Source organism: Rhizobacter sp. (assembly GCF_031412075.1).
Classification (GTDB): domain Bacteria; phylum Pseudomonadota; class Gammaproteobacteria; order Burkholderiales; family Burkholderiaceae_C; genus Rhizobacter.
On record NZ_JANOCG010000537.1, the window covers coordinates 1 to 15302 of the forward strand.

Below are 15302 nucleotides of genomic sequence, written 5' to 3' on the forward strand. Positions count from 1 at the left end.
GTCGGGCGACACGACCACCAGGTCGGTGTAGCGCTTGCTCTGCAGATCAGACAGCAGCACCGGCGAGGCGTAGATGTTGTCGACCGGGATGTTGAAGAAGCCCTGGATCTGGTCGGCGTGCAGGTCCATGGTCAGCAGGCGTTCGACGCCCACGGCTTCGAGCATGTTAGCCACGACTTTGGCGCTGATCGGCACGCGGGTCGAGCGCGGGCGGCGGTCTTGGCGCGCGTAACCGAAGTAGGGGATCACGGCCGTGACGCGGCGGGCCGAAGCGCGCTTGAGCGCGTCGACCATGATGCACAGCTCCATCAGGTTTTCATTCGTCGGCGCGCAGGTAGGCTGGACGATGAAGATGTCGCGGGCGCGAACGTTCTGCTGGATCTCGACGTCGACTTCTCCGTCGGAGAAGCGGCCGACCTTGGCCTTGCCGAGTTCGATGCCGAGGTTGGACGCGATTTCCTGCGCCAGCGCAGGATTGGCGTTCCCGGTGAACAGCACGGTGTTGAAAAGCACATTCCCTCCGTCGAGGCTCATTGGGCGCATTCTGTGGGGGCACAGCGCGCCCATCTACATCAGCCCCGGTGTGCCTGTGGGCCCAAGCCCCTCAAGCACCGGGAATCAAGAAACTTTGGCAGGGGAGGAAGGACTCGAACCCTCGCATGTCGGAATCAAAATCCGATGCCTTGACCAACTTGGCGACTCCCCTACACCGGTTTGCCGCTTGCGCAGCCCACCTGAAACTTGCCTTGGCCTGTTCACCAACCCAACAAGGGGTGGTGCTCCAGGCTGCGGCACATTCGACCCACCCAAGCCGGCGGTAGATCTGCCGGCAGTGTCGCCATGGGTGCATCTTGTGTGCCTGCCCTTGCGAACACCGCACTGCCCGAACCCGTCATGCGGCTGTTGCCGAAACGGGCCTGGAGCAGCTGAGTGGCTTGCACCACGTCAGCACACTGCTGCTCGGCAATTGGTTGAAGGTCGTTGCGACCAAAACCGCTCGCCAGGGCATCAATGCCGGCCTTTACAAGGAAGCCCGCGACTATAACAGCTTCGGTATTTCTGGCCAACTGCGAGCTGGCAAAAATGGCACGGGTTTCGATGCTTGATGGCGGCTTGAGCACGGCCAGCCACTGCCTCGGCAGGGTGATGGGGGTGAGTTGTTCGCCGATGCCTTCGACCCAGGCGTTGTGGCCACCCAGGAAAAATGGCAGGTCGGCACCCAGTTTCAGGCCCAGTTCCATCAGGCGCGGCAAGGGCCAGTTCAGGCCCCACAGGCGGTTGAGCGCGAGCAGGGTGCTGGCCGCGTCGGAGCTGCCGCCGCCCATGCCGGCACCCCAGGGCACTTGTTTGTCGATCGAGATGTCGGCGCCGAGTGGGGTGCCCGATTCGGCTTGCAGGGCTCGCGCGGCACGCAGGCAGAGGTCATCGGCGGGCAGGGCGGCGCTGAGGTCGTGGCGACTCAAGGCGCCATCGCTGCGACGCTCGAAATGCAGCGTGTCGGCCCAATCGATCAGCACAAAGGCCGACTGCAGCAGGTGGTAGCCGTCGGCCCGCCGGCCGAGCACGTGCAGAAAGAGGTTGAGCTTGGCGGGTGCCGCGACGTCGTACAGAGCATTCAATGCCATGGCGGGTCAGGGTGCGTCGACTCGGGCGCGCACGGTCACGGTGGGAGGCTGTGCGCGCTGGGCGGTGATCCAGCCTTCAGAAAAGCGCGCGAGGTCGACCGACCAGCCCAGCTGCTGAAAGCCCGGCCCGGTTGGCGCCGGATTGGCCTGGCTCGCCGCACCCGGCCATGGGCGACCACGCAGCCAGTCGAACAGGGCCGCCACCGGCAAGCGCTCGCCGAGCATCTCTTGGGTGAGGGTGTCGAGATCGGGGTAGGCGATTTCGCCTTGCGAGGTGGTGAGCCAGGCGCGTTGGCCTGACCAGCGGGCTTGCGCGAGGACCGTGCCCAAGGGGGACGAGAGGTTGAGCAGGCCTTCGTCGGGAGTGCCCTTGAGCTCGAAGTTGCCGCTTTCGCTGCGTGCAGGCGCCGTGTTGCTGGCGTCCACCCGCACCGAGAGCTTGCCGGAAAGGGTCTCTGCACCCACTGGCGCTTTTTGACCCACCGACGCGCAGCCGCCGAGCAGGCTGGCAGCCAACAGCCACGCCGCAGGGTGGCCCCCAAAACTCACAAATCCACCCGCAGGCGGGCCAGGGTTTCTTTCAGCACGTCGTTGGTGTTGTCCTTGGTGCGCACTTCGCGCAGGATGCGCCGGGCTTCGTCGCGCTGGCCATTCATCCACAGCACCTCGGCCAGGTGAACGCCGATCTCCACATCAGGCCGTGACTTGTAGGCCTGCTGCAGCAGGCGCAGCGCTTCATCGCGGTTGCCGAGGCGGTATTCCACCCAGCCGAGGCTGTCGGTGATGAAAGGCTCCCCCGGCGCGAGCGCGAGTGCCTTCTGGATCAGCTCGCGCGCCTCGGGCAGGCGCAGGTTGCGGTCTGCGAGCGAGTAGCCGAGCGCGTTGTATGCGTGATGATGGTCGGGCTTCAGCTCGATCACGCGGCGCAGCAGTTTTTCCATTTCGTCCATGCGGTTGAGCTTCTCGACCATCATCGATTGCTCGTACAGCAGGACGGCGTCGTTGGGAAACTTCTCGTTGGCGCTGGCCAGCACTCCATTCGCTTCGCCCCACTGCTTGACGTCGCGCAAGAGCTGGGCTTCGGCCAACAGCTTGGCACGGGCGTCATCTGCGGTTTTTTCAGGCGCGCGGCGGATCAGTTCGCGGCCCTGTTTGAGCTTGCCCTGCTTGGCCAGCAGCGAGGCGCGTCTTGCCTGCACGTCGAGTGCACGCTGCGGGTTGGTGACCTTGGCCAGCCAGGCTTCGGCGCCGGCGTAGTCGCGCTGTTGCTCGGCCGCTTGCGAGAGCAGCAGGTAGGCCTGCGTCAAGCCCTGGTCGGGTGTGGCGGGATCGTTGTCTTCGTCGTCGTCGGAGGTGGGCAGCGCCAGGGTACCGGCTTGCACGCGCTGCAGGTACTGATTCAACACGGTCGTGGCTTCGCGCGGGCGCTTCAGCTCCAGGTGCAAAGCGCCCAGGGTCAGCCAGGCAGCGGCCGGAGGTTTGTCACTGAGGGTCACGGCCTCCAGCTGCGGCACCGCATCGGCATAACGCTGCGCGTTGCTCAAGAGACGGGCGTAGACCATGCGGATCGGCGTGCTGGCCGGCCGCGCCTTCAGGTGGTCGGTGACGATGCTTTCGGCTGCCGGGGTGCTGGCCATCAATTCCAGGCCCAGCAGCGCGGACGATTCGGCGGTCGGATCGAGCGCGTGGGCGCTGCGAGCCAGTTCGAGGGCGCGCGCGTTGTCACCCGCGGCGAGCCAGGCGCGACCCAGCGCCACCTGCGCGGCGGTGCGTGTTTCGGGTGCGGAAAGCGAGGGCTGCAGCACCTGCTCCAGCCGTTTGGCCGACTGCGTCTTGTCGGTGCCACGGTCGAAGAGCCGCGGCAAGGAGGAGATCACCGCCGGCCGTTCAGCCGCGGGCGTGAGCTTGAGCAGCGTGCGCAGCGGCTCCACGGTATCGGCGGGCCGGTTGAGCCCGATCAGCAGTTGCAGCTGGTAGCGCACAGCCTCCAGCGAGTCGGGCAAGGCGGTGCGCCAGGCTTGTGTGGCGGCCAATGCCTGGTCACCTGCGCGTGCCTGCAAGGCCACTTCGGTGGCGCGGCGGAACAGCTCTTCGTTACGGGTCTTGCGGGCAGCGTCAAGCAGCACCTGGTAGGCCGTGCCGGGCTCGCCGGAGCGCAACTCCATCTCGCCGATGATCAATTGATAGAACAGCGGCGCATCCAGCGAGGAGTTGGCGACCATGCTGGCCGGCTCGGTTTGCGCGTGAGCGCCATGCGTCAACACCAGCGCGCATGCCAGGGCGACGGCTGCGCGCGAGAACGGGAAAAGGGATCGCATGAACGGCTCCTGAAGGCTCTGAAGATTCTAGGGTCTGGGTTCTGACCCGAACCTGTCGCGATAATTCCCACATGCCAGAACTTCCCGAAGTTGAGGTCACGCGCCAGAGCTTTGCACACCGCATTGCCGGCGCACGCATCACGGGTGTGCGATTGGGCAAACCCTTGCGCTGGCCGCTGGGTTGCGAGCCCGACAGCCTGGTCGCGCAAACCGTGGGTGACGCCACCCGGCGCGGCAAGTACCTGTGGCTGCCCTTGTCGGCCGGAGGCTTGTTGATGCACCTGGGCATGTCGGGGTCGCTTGCATTTCGTGACGATGGCGCAGTGCACGGCAGCCACGACCACTTCGACCTCGTCACCACACGCGGCACTCTGCGTCTGACCGACCCACGCCGGTTCGGCGCCGTGGTGTGGTCGGCGAGCCAAGACGAAGGCATGGCCCACAAGCTGCTGGCCGGCCTGGGTGTGGAGCCGTTTTCGCCAGCCTTCAGCGGCAAGTACCTGCATGCGGCACTGCAGCGGCGGCGTGTGGCCATCAAGCTCGCGCTGCTGTCGGGCGACATCGTCGTGGGCGCCGGCAACATCTACGCCTGCGAGGCCTTGTTCGCTGCGGGCATCGACCCCCGCACCCGCAGCGACAAGCTCAGCGGCCCGCGCAGCGAGAAGCTCGCCGTGGCCGTGCGCGAGACCCTGGCACGTGCATTGGCTTTGGGCGGCTCGACCCTGCGTGACTTTCGCGATGCCCATGGCATGGCGGGTGAGTTCCAGTCGCAAGCCGGCGTGTATGGCCGCGAGGGCGAGCCCTGCGACGTGTGCGCTACCGCCATCCGGCGCATCGTGCAAGGGCAGCGTTCCACGTTTTTCTGCCCCACGTGCCAACGGCGCTGAGAGCGCCTCGACCAATCCGCCAACTACCGCACGACTGGTTACCCACAGGGGTGACCAGATGTTTCTCCTGCCCTGTAGCAAATGCACCTTGCGATACCATGCCTGACGCATATTTGCTGGGCCGCGAATCACCCCATGGCTTCCTCTTTCGCAAGCAGTCTTGACGAACTGTCCCAGTGGCGCGTGGCGCTCGGCCAGCGGCTTGACGAGTACAGCCGCTTCCTCGGTGAGCACGACGTTGCCGACCCCGCTGCCCATGAATCGTTGGACACTTTGCGTCGCCGCATGGCGGGCGAAAAACTCATCGTCGCCTTCGTGGCCGAGTTCTCGCGTGGCAAGTCCGAGCTGATCAACGCGATCTTCTTTTCAGACACCGGCCGGCGTGTGTTGCCCGCCACCCCGGGGCGCACCACCATGTGCCCGGTCGAGCTCGGCTTCGAGCTGGGTGAAGAGCCGGCGCTTGCGCTCTTGCCCATCTCGACCCGGCTCGAAGGCCTCTCGCTCACCGAGCTGCGCGGCCAGCCCAAGGCCTGGACGCACATCGCGCTCGACGTGAGCTCGCCCGACAAGCTGTCCGAGGCCTTGCTCGAAGTCATGCGAACCCAGTTCGTCAGCGTCGACGATGCCAAGGGCCTGGGTTTCTGGGATGACGCACATCCCGAAGACAACCCGCCCACCGACGACGACGGCCGGGTCGAAGTGCCGGCCTGGCGCCACGCCATCATCAACTACCCGCACCCCTTGCTGAAACAAGGCCTGGTGGTGCTCGACACGCCGGGGCTCAACGCCATCGGTGCCGAGCCCGAGTTGACGCTGAGCCTGCTGCCTTCGGCGCACGCGATGGTGTTCATCCTGGGTGCCGACACCGGCGTCACCAAGTCCGACATGGCGATCTGGCGTGACCACCTCGGCTCGCCTTCGGGCGCGAGCTTCGTGGTGCTCAACAAGATCGACGCGATGATCGACCCGCTGGCCACGGCCGAGCAGGTGCGCGAGCAGATCGAACAGCAGCGCCAGTCCACCGCCCGCACTCTCGAGACCGACCCGGCGCGGGTGTTCCCCTTGTCCGCACGCCAGGCCCTGGCTTCGCGCATCGAAGGCAATGCCCGCGGGCTGGCCGAGAGCCGCCTGCCTGCGCTTGAAGCCGCGATCGGCGCGCAGCTGCTGCCACAACGCCGCGACGTGCTGCAGCAAATGGTCATGGAGGCCACCCAGCGCATGGAGTCGCAAGTGGCCCGCCGCCTGGGCGACCGCCGCCGCCAGACGGCCGAGCAGATGCTCGAGCTGCGCGGCCTGCGTGGCAAGAGCAGCGCCAAGACGCGGCTGATGCTGGAGCGTGTCGACGCCGAAACGGCCGAGTTCGAACAATGCACCTCGCGCCTGCAAGCCATGCGCATGGTGCACAGCCGCATGCTGAAAAACGCGCTGGTCGACCTGACCAGTGACCGCCTGCGCGAAGAAGTCAACGAGATGCAGACGACGATGAACGCGTCGCTGCTCAACCTGGGCGCCAAGAAGGCCTTCCTCGCGCTGTGCGCCCGACTGCGCGAGCTGCTCGAAGCCTCTCAACTGCGTGCCGGTGAGATCCACGACATGCTGACGGCCTCGTTCTCCAAGCTCAACGCCGAATTCGGCTTCAGCCTGGCCGTCAACAAGACGCCCGACCTCAAGCGCTTCGTGCAAGAGCTGACGCTGATCCAGCGCAACTACGTGCAGTACCTCGGGCTCACGCAGGCATTGCGTTTGTCGCAGCCCAAGTTCATGGAGCAGTTCCGCCGCATGCTGGTGTCCAAGCTGCGTGTGGTGTTCGAGAACGCCAGCAGCGAGCTCGAGCTGTGGAACAAGATGGCGTCGTCGCAGGTCGATTCGCAGCTGCGCGAGCGGCGCCGTGGTTTCCGTCGCCGCCGTGAGGCACTCGAGCGCATCCAGGCTGCATCAGGTGACTTGGAGCAACGCATCTCCGAGCTCGAAGCGCAAGACGCGCAGCTGCAGCAGCTCCAAGCTCGCAGTGCCGAACTCGCGACCCGCATCAAAGAGCAGGCCCGCCTCGACCCGCCGGTCGACGCACAAAACAGCGAAGCCGGCGTTCTCTACGCCGCCCAAGCCTGACGAAATGTTGGCCCCCACGTCGCTTCGCTCCTGCCCCCCGAGGGGTCGCTCAGCCGCCTTGAGGCGGCTCGGCGCCGGCTGAGGAGTTGGCTCTCGCCAACCAGGATCACTTCGCTACGCCCCTGATCGCGTGGCAACGCGAGCACGGTCGCCACAGCCTGCCCTGGCAGCGCACCACCGACCCGTACCGTGTGTGGTTGTCTGAAGTGATGCTGCAGCAAACGCAGGTCAGCACCGTGCTCATCTACTACGAGCGCTTTCTGCATCGTTTCCCCGATGTCAAAGCCCTGGCCGCCGCTTCGCAAGACGAAGTGATGAGCTTGTGGAGTGGTCTGGGTTACTACAGCCGGGCCCGCAACCTGCACGCCTGCGCCAAAGCCGTGGTGGCCGAACATGGCGGCAAATTCCCACGCAGCAGCGAGCTGCTGCAAAGCTTGCCCGGCATCGGCCGCTCCACGGCTGCCGCCATCGCAGCGTTTTGTTTCGGCGAGCGGGTGGCCATTCTCGATGGCAACGTGAAGCGGGTGCTGACCCGCTTTCTCGCCTTTGGCGACGACCTGGCCGTGGCCCGGAACGAGCGAGAGCTGTGGGCGCAGGCCACCGAGTTGCTGCCACACCAACACATCGAGCCCTACACGCAAGGCCTGATGGACTTGGGCGCGACCGTGTGCCTCGCGCGCTCGCCGCAATGTTTGTTGTGCCCCGTTCAAACGCATTGCGCTGCACGGCGAGCGGGTACGCAAGACAAGTTCCCGGTGAAGACGCGCAAGCTCAAACGCAGCCGGCGCGACAACGCCTGGTTGTGGCTCACCTGGGGCGATGAGCTGTGGCTGTGCCAGCGGCCCGACAGCGGTGTGTGGGCCGGGCTGTGGAGCCTGCCCGAGTTCGAATCGCCGCAAGCATTGCAGCAGGCGAGCGCAGGCTGGCCCGGTGCTGGTGCTTTGCTGCCGAGCTTCACCCACGTGCTGACCCACCTCGACTGGACGCTGCACCCGCTGCGCTGGGCGCTGCCCGCGCGCGCCACCCCAAAGCAGCGCGACGCCATCACGGCCACATTGCCCCAAGGTGCTTGGTTCGGCCTCGACGAAGCACTCGCGATGGGACTGCCCGCGCCGCTGCGCAAGCTGCTGCAGCGACCCGCTACTTGACCACACCCTTGGTGCGCAAGAACTCGCCCACCAGCTGAAGCCGCACCTGCGGGTCGGGCAGCTCCATCAGTTTTTGTTTGGCGGCAATCGAGATCGGCAAGATCTCGCACCAGCGGTTGGCCACCCACCCGGCGTTGTCGAACTGGAAGGGCTTCAGGAACGGCTCGGCGCCTTGTTGTTTGAGTGTCGCGATGGCATTGGCCAGGCCGCGCACGGTTTCGATCAGCGCCTCGCTCGGCGCCGAAGTTTCGTCGTCGTCGAGCAGGTGAGCCTGGGCCAGCCACAGGCCGTCGGGCTGGGCTTCTTTCGAGATCACTTCAAAACGCCGCGTGCCACGGCAACGCACTTGCAAGATGCCGTGCTGTGCACTGTCGACGTCGATCAGCTCGGCCAGCGTGCCGATGGCCTCGGTCACCACCGGCTCGCCGGCCTTGCGCATCTCACTGCCCTGGCGCAGCGCGACCACGCCAAAGGGTGTGTTCTCGCGCAGGCTGGCGCTGATCAGGTCAAGGTAGCGGGCCTCGAACACCTTCAGGCTCAACAGCCCGCCAGGGAAGAGCACCGCTTGCAGCGGAAACAGCGGGATCGACAGGCGTTCAGTCTCGGGCATCGAGCTCTCGATGGCGAATCAGTGCAATGCCGCGAGCGGCAAAGCGTTTTGCAAGCGTTTCGACGAGGTACACCGAGCGGTGCTGGCCACCGGTGCAACCGATGGCCACCGTGAGGTAGCTGCGCTGATCGTTCTCGAAGGCCGGCAACCAGCGCGCGATGAAGGCTTCGATCTGCGACATCATCTCGGCCACTTCGGGCTGGGCCTGCAGGTAGGCCACCACGTCGCCGTCACGGCCGGTCTGCGCGCGCAGCTCGCGGATGTAATACGGGTTGGGTAGCACCCGCACGTCGAACACAAAGTCGGCATCGAGCGGCACGCCATGTTTGAACGCGAACGACTCGAACACCAGCGTCAACGCGTGCGCACGGGCCGCCACCAGGTCGCGCACCCAGATGCGCAGCTGGGCCGGGCGCAGCTGGCTGGTGTCGACCACGGTCGAGACTTCGCGCAACTCGGCGAGCAGCTCGCGCTCCAGTTCGATGGCGTCGTTGAGCGCATGGTGGCCGGGCGAGGCCTCGTCGTCACGGCGGCGCGCCGGCGCCTGGATCGGCGCGTGCTGCGTCAGCGGGTGAGGGCGGCGCGATTCGGAATAGCGCCGCACCAAAGCGTCGGTGTTCGCGTCGAGAAAGATCGAGCGGATGATCACGCCCTCGCCGCGCAGCCCTTCGATCAGAGGCAGCAGGTGCGGCAGCGAGCCCGCGCTGCGCACGTCGACGGCGATCGCCACCCGGCGCTGCAGGCGTTCATGCTCCAGCCGCAAGAAGTCGCGCAGCAGCTCGGGCGGCAGGTTGTCAACGCAGAAGAAGCCAGCGTCTTCGAGCGCATGCAAGGCCACCGATTTGCCCGAACCCGAGATGCCCGTCACCAGCACCACCTCGTGCGGTGCCACGGGCGGGGGCGCGGCTTCGCCCGAGCTCACCGGGTTCATGTTCATGGGCGTTTGCGCCCGCGTGTGCCGGGGGCGGCTGCAGACTCGGCCGCCACCGCGAGCAGCTCTTGCGCATGGGCCAGCGTGGTGCCCGACAGGCGCTCGCCGCCCAACATGCGCGCCACTTCGGCCACACGCGCTTCGCCATTCACCGCGACCACATCGCTGCGGGTGCTGCCGTCGCGCAAGGCCTTGCTCACGACGAAGTGGTGGTCGGCGCAGGCGGCCACTTGCGGCAGGTGCGTGACGGCCATCACCTGGCGGTCGCGGCCGAGCTGTTTCATCAGCCGGCCCACGGTGTCGGCCACAGCACCGCCCACGCCCGCATCGACCTCGTCGAAGATCAAGGTGCCTGCCGCTTCACCGCGGGGCGCGAGCTGGCTGGTGGTGACGGCAATCGCCAGCGCAATGCGCGACAACTCGCCGCCCGAAGCCACCTTGGCCATCGGTCGAGGCGTGCTGCCAGCGTGTCCGGCGACCAGGAACTCGGCCGACTCCAGGCCAAACGACTGGGGCGTGTCTTGTGCGGTCAGGCTCACCTCGAAGCGCCCGCCCGCCATGCCGAGCTGTTGCATGGCCTGGGTGACGGCGGCGGCGAGTTTGGGCGCTGCCGTCTTGCGCTGTGTCGAGACACGGCGCGCTTCGGTGTTGAAGGCGGTTTGCGCGCTCTTCAGCGCCTGCTCCAGCGCATCGAGATCGGCTGCGGCGTCGAGCGCGCGCAGCTCGTCTTTCCATTGGTTCAGCAGCGACGGCAGCTCGGCCGGCGGGCGGCGATAGCGTTTGGCCAGGCTCATCCAGGCCGACAGGCGCTCGTCGAGCTCTTGCAGGCGCTCGGGCTCCGGTTCAGCGTGGTTGAGGTAGCTGCTCAGCGTGTGGGCGGCGTCTTGCAACTGGGCCTGCGCGCTTTGCAACACCTCGGCCACGTTGGCGAGGCGGGTGTCGAACTCGGCCACGTCTTGCAGTGCGTCAACGGCGCGCGACGCCAGGCCGTCGGCGCTGACCTCGGCGTCGCTCACTACGTCGAGCGCGGTGCGTGCCGCGTCCATCAGCGACTGTGCGTTCGACAGCCGCTGGTGGTCGGCATTGAGCTCGTCCCACTCATCGGCGCCGGGTGCGAGCTTGTCGACCTCGCCCACCTGCCAGGCCAGGCGCTCACGTTCGCGCTCGAGGTCGGCTTGTTGTGAGCGGGCCTTGGTGAGTAGTTCGCCAGCGGCCTTCCATTGCGACCACACGCTGGCGAGCGGCGCGGTGTCCACCCCCGCATAGGCGTCGAGCAAGCCACGCACCGAGGCGCTGCGCGTCAGGCTTTGCCAGGCGTGCTGGCCATGGATGTCGATCAGGTGGTCGGCCGCTTCGCGCAGCTGCGCCACCGTGGCCGGGCTGCCGTTGACCCAGGCGCGGCTCTTGCCCTGCGCGTCGATCACACGGCGCAGCAGCAAGCTGTCGCTGGACTCGAAGCCGGCGTCTTCCAGCCATCCCGAAAGACTGGCCGGCGCATCGAACTCGGCCGTGATTTCGGCACGAGCCGCGCCTTCGCGCACGACCCCGGCATCACCCCGGCTGCCCAGTGCGAGCTGCAAGGCGTCGATCAGGATGGATTTGCCGGCACCGGTTTCGCCGGTGAGCACCGAGAAGCCGCCGGAGAGTTCGACCTCCAGCGTGGTGACGATGACGAAATCGCGCAGAGCAAGTCGCCTCAACATGTCATGTCACCCCAGCGTTCCAGTGCAGCTTGCGCCGCAGGGTTGCGTAATAACTCCAGCCGCGCGGATGCAGGAACCGCACCTGGTGGCTCGAACGCCGGATCACGATGCGGTCACCCGGCAACAGGCTGGCCAGGCTTTGCATGTCGAAGTTGACGCTCGCGTCGCGCCCGGTCACCACCTCGAGGCTGATGTCTTGGGTGTCGGGCAGCACGATGGGCCGGTTGCTCAGGTCGTGCGGCGCAATTGGCACCAGCAGCCAGCCGCCGATGCCCGGGTGAAGAATCGGCCCGCCGGCCGACAGCGCATACGCCGTCGAGCCGGTGGGCGACGCGATGATCACGCCGTCGGCCCGCAGGTTGGCCACAAACTCGGGGCCGATGTCGACCTTCACTTCGATCATGCTGGCCGTCGCGCTGCGGCTTACCACCACGTCGTTCATCGCGAAGCCGTCGAAGATCTTCTGGTCGTCGCGGTAGACCACACCTTCGAGCATGGTGCGGCGCTCTTCTTCGTAGTCGCCCGCGATGATGGGCGCGAGCGTCTCGGCGTACTGGCCCACCGGCACGTCGGTGATGAAACCGAGCCGCCCCTGGTTGATGCCCACCATCGGCAGGTTGAAACGCGCCAGCTGTCGGGCAATGCCCAGCATGGTGCCGTCGCCACCCACCACGATGGCCATGTCGCAGTGTTTGCCCAACTCGGTGGGGTTGAGCGCGTTGAAGTCGGCGATGCCGGTGTTGAGCGCGGTCTCGCGTTCGAGCGACACCTCCAGGCCCTGGCGCACCAGGAAATGCGCAATTTCTTCAAGCACCCCACGGATGCCTCGGGCCTGGTACTTGCCCACGAGTGCGGCATGTCGAAAGCGTGATGGCATGCGCGGGATTACACCACAGCGACCCCGTAAAGACGGGGCCAAACTCCCCTGCGGCCTACAATGAAAACCATGTTGGATGAGCGAGCCAGAACCCTGCTGAAAGCCTTGGTCGAGCGGTACATTGCCGACGGCCAACCCGTGGGCTCGCGCACGCTGTCGCGCGCCTCCGGGCTCGACCTCTCGCCCGCCACCATCCGCAACGTGATGGCCGACCTGGAGGAGCTGGGCCTGATCGCCAGCCCCCACACCAGCGCCGGGCGCATCCCCACGGCGCGCGGGTATCGCCTCTTCGTCGACACCATGCTCACCGCGCAGCCGCTTGATCTGAGCGCGGCCAGTGCCCCGCTTGAGACACAGCTTCATCCCGACCAGCCACAGCGTGTGATCGCCAATGCGGCGCAGATGTTGTCGAGCCTGTCGAGTTTTGTGGGGGTGATCACCGCGCCGCGCAAGGTCAGCGTGTTCCACCACATCGAGTTCTTGCGCTTGTCGGAGCGGCGTGTGCTCGTGATCCTGGTGGCGCCCGATGGCGACGTGCAGAACCGTGTGATCGTCACCGCACAAGACTACACACAAAGCCAGCTGATCGAAGCCAGCAATTACCTCACCGCCCAGTACGCCGGCCTGACCATCGAAGAAGTGCGCGAGCGTTTGAAGCGCGAGGTCGACGTGCTGCGCGGCGAGATCGCCACGCTGATGCAAGCGGCGGTCGAGACCGGCGCCGAGGCCATGCAAGACAACCAGGAGCAGGTGGTCATCAGCGGCGAGCGCAACCTGCTCACGGTGCAAGATTTTTCGAGCGACATGGGCAGCTTGCGCAAGCTGTTCGATCTGTTCGAGCAGAAGACCCAGCTGATGCGCCTGCTCGACGTGAGCAGCCGCGCCGAAGGCGTGCGCATCTACATCGGCGGCGAGAGCATGGTGGTGCCCTTCGAAGAGCTGTCGGTGGTGTCGGCACCGTATGAAGTCAACGGCCAGGTGGTCGGCACGCTCGGCGTGATCGGCCCCACCCGCATGGCCTACGACCGCATGATCCAGATCGTCGACATCACGTCACGGCTGGTGAGCAACGCCTTGAGCGTGAAGTAGCTACCTACAATGCACGCCTTCGGGCCGCTAGCTCATGATGGTTAGAGCAGCAGACTCATAATCTGTTGGTGCCGTGTTCGACTCACGGGCGGCCTACCACCCCCCCAAGCCCAGCCCTGCGTCGGCTGGGCTTTTTGCTGCGCACGGCGGGATCGTCGGCCTTCAGGTGTCGTTTTTCAAGGCGCCGCGAACGTTCATCGCGACCAGCCCGAACTGCAGCACCACCAGAGCCCAACCCCCGGTGTACCAACCCCAGCCGATCCACAGGGCGTTGCTGGCCAGATAGACCCAGAACCCCCAGGCCCGGCGTGCCTCGCTTTTCGACGCAACCAGCCATGCACCGAGCAAGGTGACTGCCATCGCCGGCCACTGGAGTGCGTTGAGCCAATCCAAGGTTCTAGGCCTCCGCGCCCACGTCACGAGCGGTCATCTGGTTCAGGGGCTCGATGAGGACGATGGCAAACCGTTCTGCAATCGGCGTCTCCGAGGATGCGGGTTCGACGCTGGGTCGATACCGAGTCGCAACTTTATGCGGATTGCCGCGATCAGGGCACGGGCAGGCCGGATCCCCACGACGTGCGAAAGGCGACAAAGAGCGCTACGGTTCCAATGCACAAGCTCGCCCTGGGCTCTGCCGAGGCGAGGTGTCGTGCACACATCGAAGGCACGGGCCGCATCGCCATGGCTGGCCTCGGTGGTCCCGGGTTTGCCACCGCCTGTCCACAGGTTTGTCCCCTGCCCCGGTGGATAACTTCGACGGCGGGCGGACGTAACCCGCCCACCGCCGAGCCAGTGCTGCGCAGTCAGTCTTCGTCTTTTTCGTCGTCGTCGCAGGCTTCACCCGTCAGCGACACCGGCAGCCGGATGCGCAGGAACTCGGTGTTGTCTGAGGCCAGCTCGCGGCCGCCGCCATACGGGAAGTTGTTGTCGTTCACCACCAGCAGCGTGCGGGCATCCAGCACCAGCAGGTTTTCGATGGTGACGTAGGGGAAGGTGAAGACCGGGCTGCCGTCGCCGTTGAGGTCGTGCGGGTCGGCCAGGTTCATCAGATCGACCAGCTCCAGCTTGCGGGCCACGCCGCCCTCGGCCACGTCTTCGATGTCGATCAGGTAGACCTTCTTGAACGGAACCGTGTTCGGTGTGGTCGCCGTGCCGCCATTGCGCTCGAGCACGATGAAGCGGCGGTCGTCGAGGGCGACCATGTCGCCGATGTTGGTGCCCTTGGCATCGAGCGGGTAGATGAAGCGGCGGCCGGTGTACTTCTCGCTGCCGATGTCGAATTCGTCGATGCGCAGGGTGCCGGCTGTGTCGCCGGTCACGGTGCGTTCGAGCAAGGTGTACAGCCGGGTGCCGCTCTTGTTGATGGCCATGCCCTCGAAGCCACCCGAGCTCGGCAGGTTGGCCACGGCCTTGCCGGCCACCACATCCTTGTGCTGCGGTGCGTAGACACCGGGCATCGAGATCTCGCTGCGCAGCACGGTGCCCTTGGCGTCGGTCTTGATCAGGTAGGGGCCGAACTCGTCGCCGAACCAGTAGTGGCCGTTGCGGTCGCGGCGGATGGCTTCGATGTCGAAGTCGGCGCCGGTCAGCAGGCGGCCGGCGCGAATGCTCGCGTCGACCGGCGCATTGACGGGGTTGTTGTAGTAGTTGGCGTGATCGGCCTGGATGGGCACGGTCAACTTGCGATGCGCGTCGTTGAGCTGCAGGCGCGTGCGTGCGTCAAAGTTGCTGCGCTCGCGGCCGGAGTTCCAGTCGGCGGCGTTCACCGTGCCGGCACCGCCCTTGCGGGTATGCCACTTCACTTCGACGGCATAGGCGCGCAGCAGCGCGTCGGCCGAGCTGGCCTGGGTGCCGAAACCGTTGTCGACCAGAAAGCGGAAGACGTTCTTGCGCGGGCCGTCCAGCACACCCGAAAAACCTTGCACCGGCTGGCGGTTGGCAAACGGCGGCAGGTTGCTGCCATAGGGGTTGGGCCCGGCAAACTGGCCCGAGGTGGGGCCGTCTG

At 66.1% G+C, this 15302-nt stretch carries 14 protein-coding genes and 2 tRNA genes; 5 read left to right on the forward strand and 11 right to left on the reverse strand.

Annotated features, from left to right (window positions below; translation table 11 throughout):
* The 5 genes from prs to RMO40_RS20080 all read right to left on the reverse strand — a co-directional run.
* A partial coding sequence (gene prs / locus RMO40_RS20060) for a ribose-phosphate diphosphokinase (RefSeq protein WP_309725153.1) occupies positions 1-534 on the reverse strand: 534 nt, incomplete at its 3' end.
* 95 nt (positions 535-629) lie between these two features.
* Positions 630-706: transfer RNA gene (locus RMO40_RS20065), tRNA-Gln, on the reverse strand.
* A gap of 49 nt (positions 707-755) precedes the next feature.
* Positions 756-1625 carry a 4-(cytidine 5'-diphospho)-2-C-methyl-D-erythritol kinase gene (gene ispE / locus RMO40_RS20070; protein ID WP_309725155.1) on the reverse strand — a complete coding sequence of 290 codons (870 nt, stop codon included), beginning with the start codon at positions 1623-1625 and terminating at the stop codon, positions 756-758.
* Between the two features lie 6 nt (positions 1626-1631).
* Positions 1632-2090, reverse strand: coding sequence for a lipoprotein insertase outer membrane protein LolB (locus tag RMO40_RS20075; RefSeq protein WP_309725157.1), 459 nt, complete (start codon positions 2088-2090; stop codon positions 1632-1634).
* A gap of 80 nt (positions 2091-2170) precedes the next feature.
* Positions 2171-3943, reverse strand: coding sequence for a tetratricopeptide repeat protein (locus RMO40_RS20080; RefSeq protein WP_309725160.1), 1773 nt, complete (start codon positions 3941-3943; stop codon positions 2171-2173).
* Positions 3944-4014: 71 nt separating this feature from the next.
* On the opposite strand from RMO40_RS20080, the gene mutM reads away from it, so the two are divergent.
* The 3 genes from mutM to mutY all read left to right on the forward strand — a co-directional run bounded on the left by mutM (position 4015) and on the right by mutY (position 8087).
* The gene (gene mutM, locus RMO40_RS20085; RefSeq protein ID WP_309725162.1) at positions 4015-4830 is read left to right on the forward strand and encodes a bifunctional DNA-formamidopyrimidine glycosylase/DNA-(apurinic or apyrimidinic site) lyase; all 816 of its coding nucleotides are present in this window, start codon (positions 4015-4017) and stop codon (positions 4828-4830) included.
* A gap of 135 nt (positions 4831-4965) precedes the next feature.
* Positions 4966-6939, forward strand: coding sequence for a dynamin family protein (locus RMO40_RS20090; protein WP_309725165.1), 1974 nt, complete (start codon positions 4966-4968; stop codon positions 6937-6939).
* Between the two features lie 86 nt (positions 6940-7025).
* On the forward strand, positions 7026-8087 hold the full coding sequence (mutY, locus tag RMO40_RS20095) for an A/G-specific adenine glycosylase (protein ID WP_309725167.1): 1062 nt from the start codon (positions 7026-7028) through the stop codon (positions 8085-8087).
* Here the strand turns inward: mutY and RMO40_RS20100 are convergent.
* From RMO40_RS20100 to RMO40_RS20115, 4 genes are read right to left on the reverse strand one after another with little or no spacing between them, the layout of a single operon-like run.
* Positions 8080-8697 carry an LON peptidase substrate-binding domain-containing protein gene (locus tag RMO40_RS20100; protein ID WP_309725169.1) on the reverse strand — a complete coding sequence of 206 codons (618 nt, stop codon included), beginning with the start codon at positions 8695-8697 and terminating at the stop codon, positions 8080-8082. The two genes, mutY and RMO40_RS20100, sit on opposite strands and share 8 nt — an antisense overlap.
* Entirely contained in the window at positions 8684-9634 is a 951-nt protein-coding gene (rapZ, locus tag RMO40_RS20105) for an RNase adapter RapZ (RefSeq protein WP_309725171.1), read from the reverse strand. Before rapZ ends, RMO40_RS20100 begins: the two co-directional genes overlap by 14 nt.
* Positions 9631-11331 carry a DNA repair protein RecN gene (recN, locus tag RMO40_RS20110; protein WP_309725173.1) on the reverse strand — a complete coding sequence of 567 codons (1701 nt, stop codon included), beginning with the start codon at positions 11329-11331 and terminating at the stop codon, positions 9631-9633. The genes rapZ and recN overlap by 4 nt, the downstream gene beginning before the upstream one ends.
* A gap of 1 nt (position 11332) precedes the next feature.
* A complete protein-coding gene (locus RMO40_RS20115) occupies positions 11333-12208 on the reverse strand; it encodes an NAD kinase (protein ID WP_309725175.1) in 876 nt (291 codons plus the stop codon).
* Positions 12209-12277: 69 nt separating this feature from the next.
* On the opposite strand from RMO40_RS20115, the gene hrcA reads away from it, so the two are divergent.
* The gene (hrcA, locus tag RMO40_RS20120; RefSeq protein WP_309725177.1) at positions 12278-13297 is read left to right on the forward strand and encodes a heat-inducible transcriptional repressor HrcA; all 1020 of its coding nucleotides are present in this window, start codon (positions 12278-12280) and stop codon (positions 13295-13297) included.
* Between the two features lie 21 nt (positions 13298-13318).
* Positions 13319-13396, forward strand: a tRNA-Ile gene (locus tag RMO40_RS20125).
* Between the two features lie 63 nt (positions 13397-13459).
* Here RMO40_RS20125 and RMO40_RS20130 read toward each other — a convergent pair.
* Together RMO40_RS20130 and RMO40_RS20135 are read right to left on the reverse strand one after the other, a co-directional pair.
* Positions 13460-13690, reverse strand: coding sequence for a hypothetical protein (locus tag RMO40_RS20130; protein ID WP_309725179.1), 231 nt, complete (start codon positions 13688-13690; stop codon positions 13460-13462).
* A gap of 410 nt (positions 13691-14100) precedes the next feature.
* Positions 14101-15302, reverse strand: a 1202-nt coding sequence (locus RMO40_RS20135) for an esterase-like activity of phytase family protein (RefSeq protein WP_309725181.1), incomplete at its 5' end; no start/stop codon positions are given.

Excerpts from the sequence above, each read along its gene's own strand:
- ispE (WP_309725155.1), bottom strand. The coding sequence starts at position 1,625 with ATGGCATTGAATGCTCTGTACGACGTCGCGGCACCCGCCAAGCTCAAC.
- RMO40_RS20080 (WP_309725160.1), bottom strand. The coding sequence starts at position 3,943 with ATGCGATCCCTTTTCCCGTTCTCGCGCGCAGCCGTCGCCCTGGCATGC.
- mutM (WP_309725162.1), top strand. The coding sequence starts at position 4,015 with ATGCCAGAACTTCCCGAAGTTGAGGTCACGCGCCAGAGCTTTGCACAC.
- RMO40_RS20090 (WP_309725165.1), top strand. The coding sequence starts at position 4,966 with ATGGCTTCCTCTTTCGCAAGCAGTCTTGACGAACTGTCCCAGTGGCGC.
- RMO40_RS20100 (WP_309725169.1), bottom strand. The coding sequence starts at position 8,697 with ATGCCCGAGACTGAACGCCTGTCGATCCCGCTGTTTCCGCTGCAAGCG.
- rapZ (WP_309725171.1), bottom strand. The coding sequence starts at position 9,634 with ATGAACATGAACCCGGTGAGCTCGGGCGAAGCCGCGCCCCCGCCCGTG.
- recN (WP_309725173.1), bottom strand. The coding sequence starts at position 11,331 with ATGTTGAGGCGACTTGCTCTGCGCGATTTCGTCATCGTCACCACGCTG.
- RMO40_RS20115 (WP_309725175.1), bottom strand. The coding sequence starts at position 12,208 with ATGCCATCACGCTTTCGACATGCCGCACTCGTGGGCAAGTACCAGGCC.
- hrcA (WP_309725177.1), top strand. The coding sequence starts at position 12,278 with ATGTTGGATGAGCGAGCCAGAACCCTGCTGAAAGCCTTGGTCGAGCGG.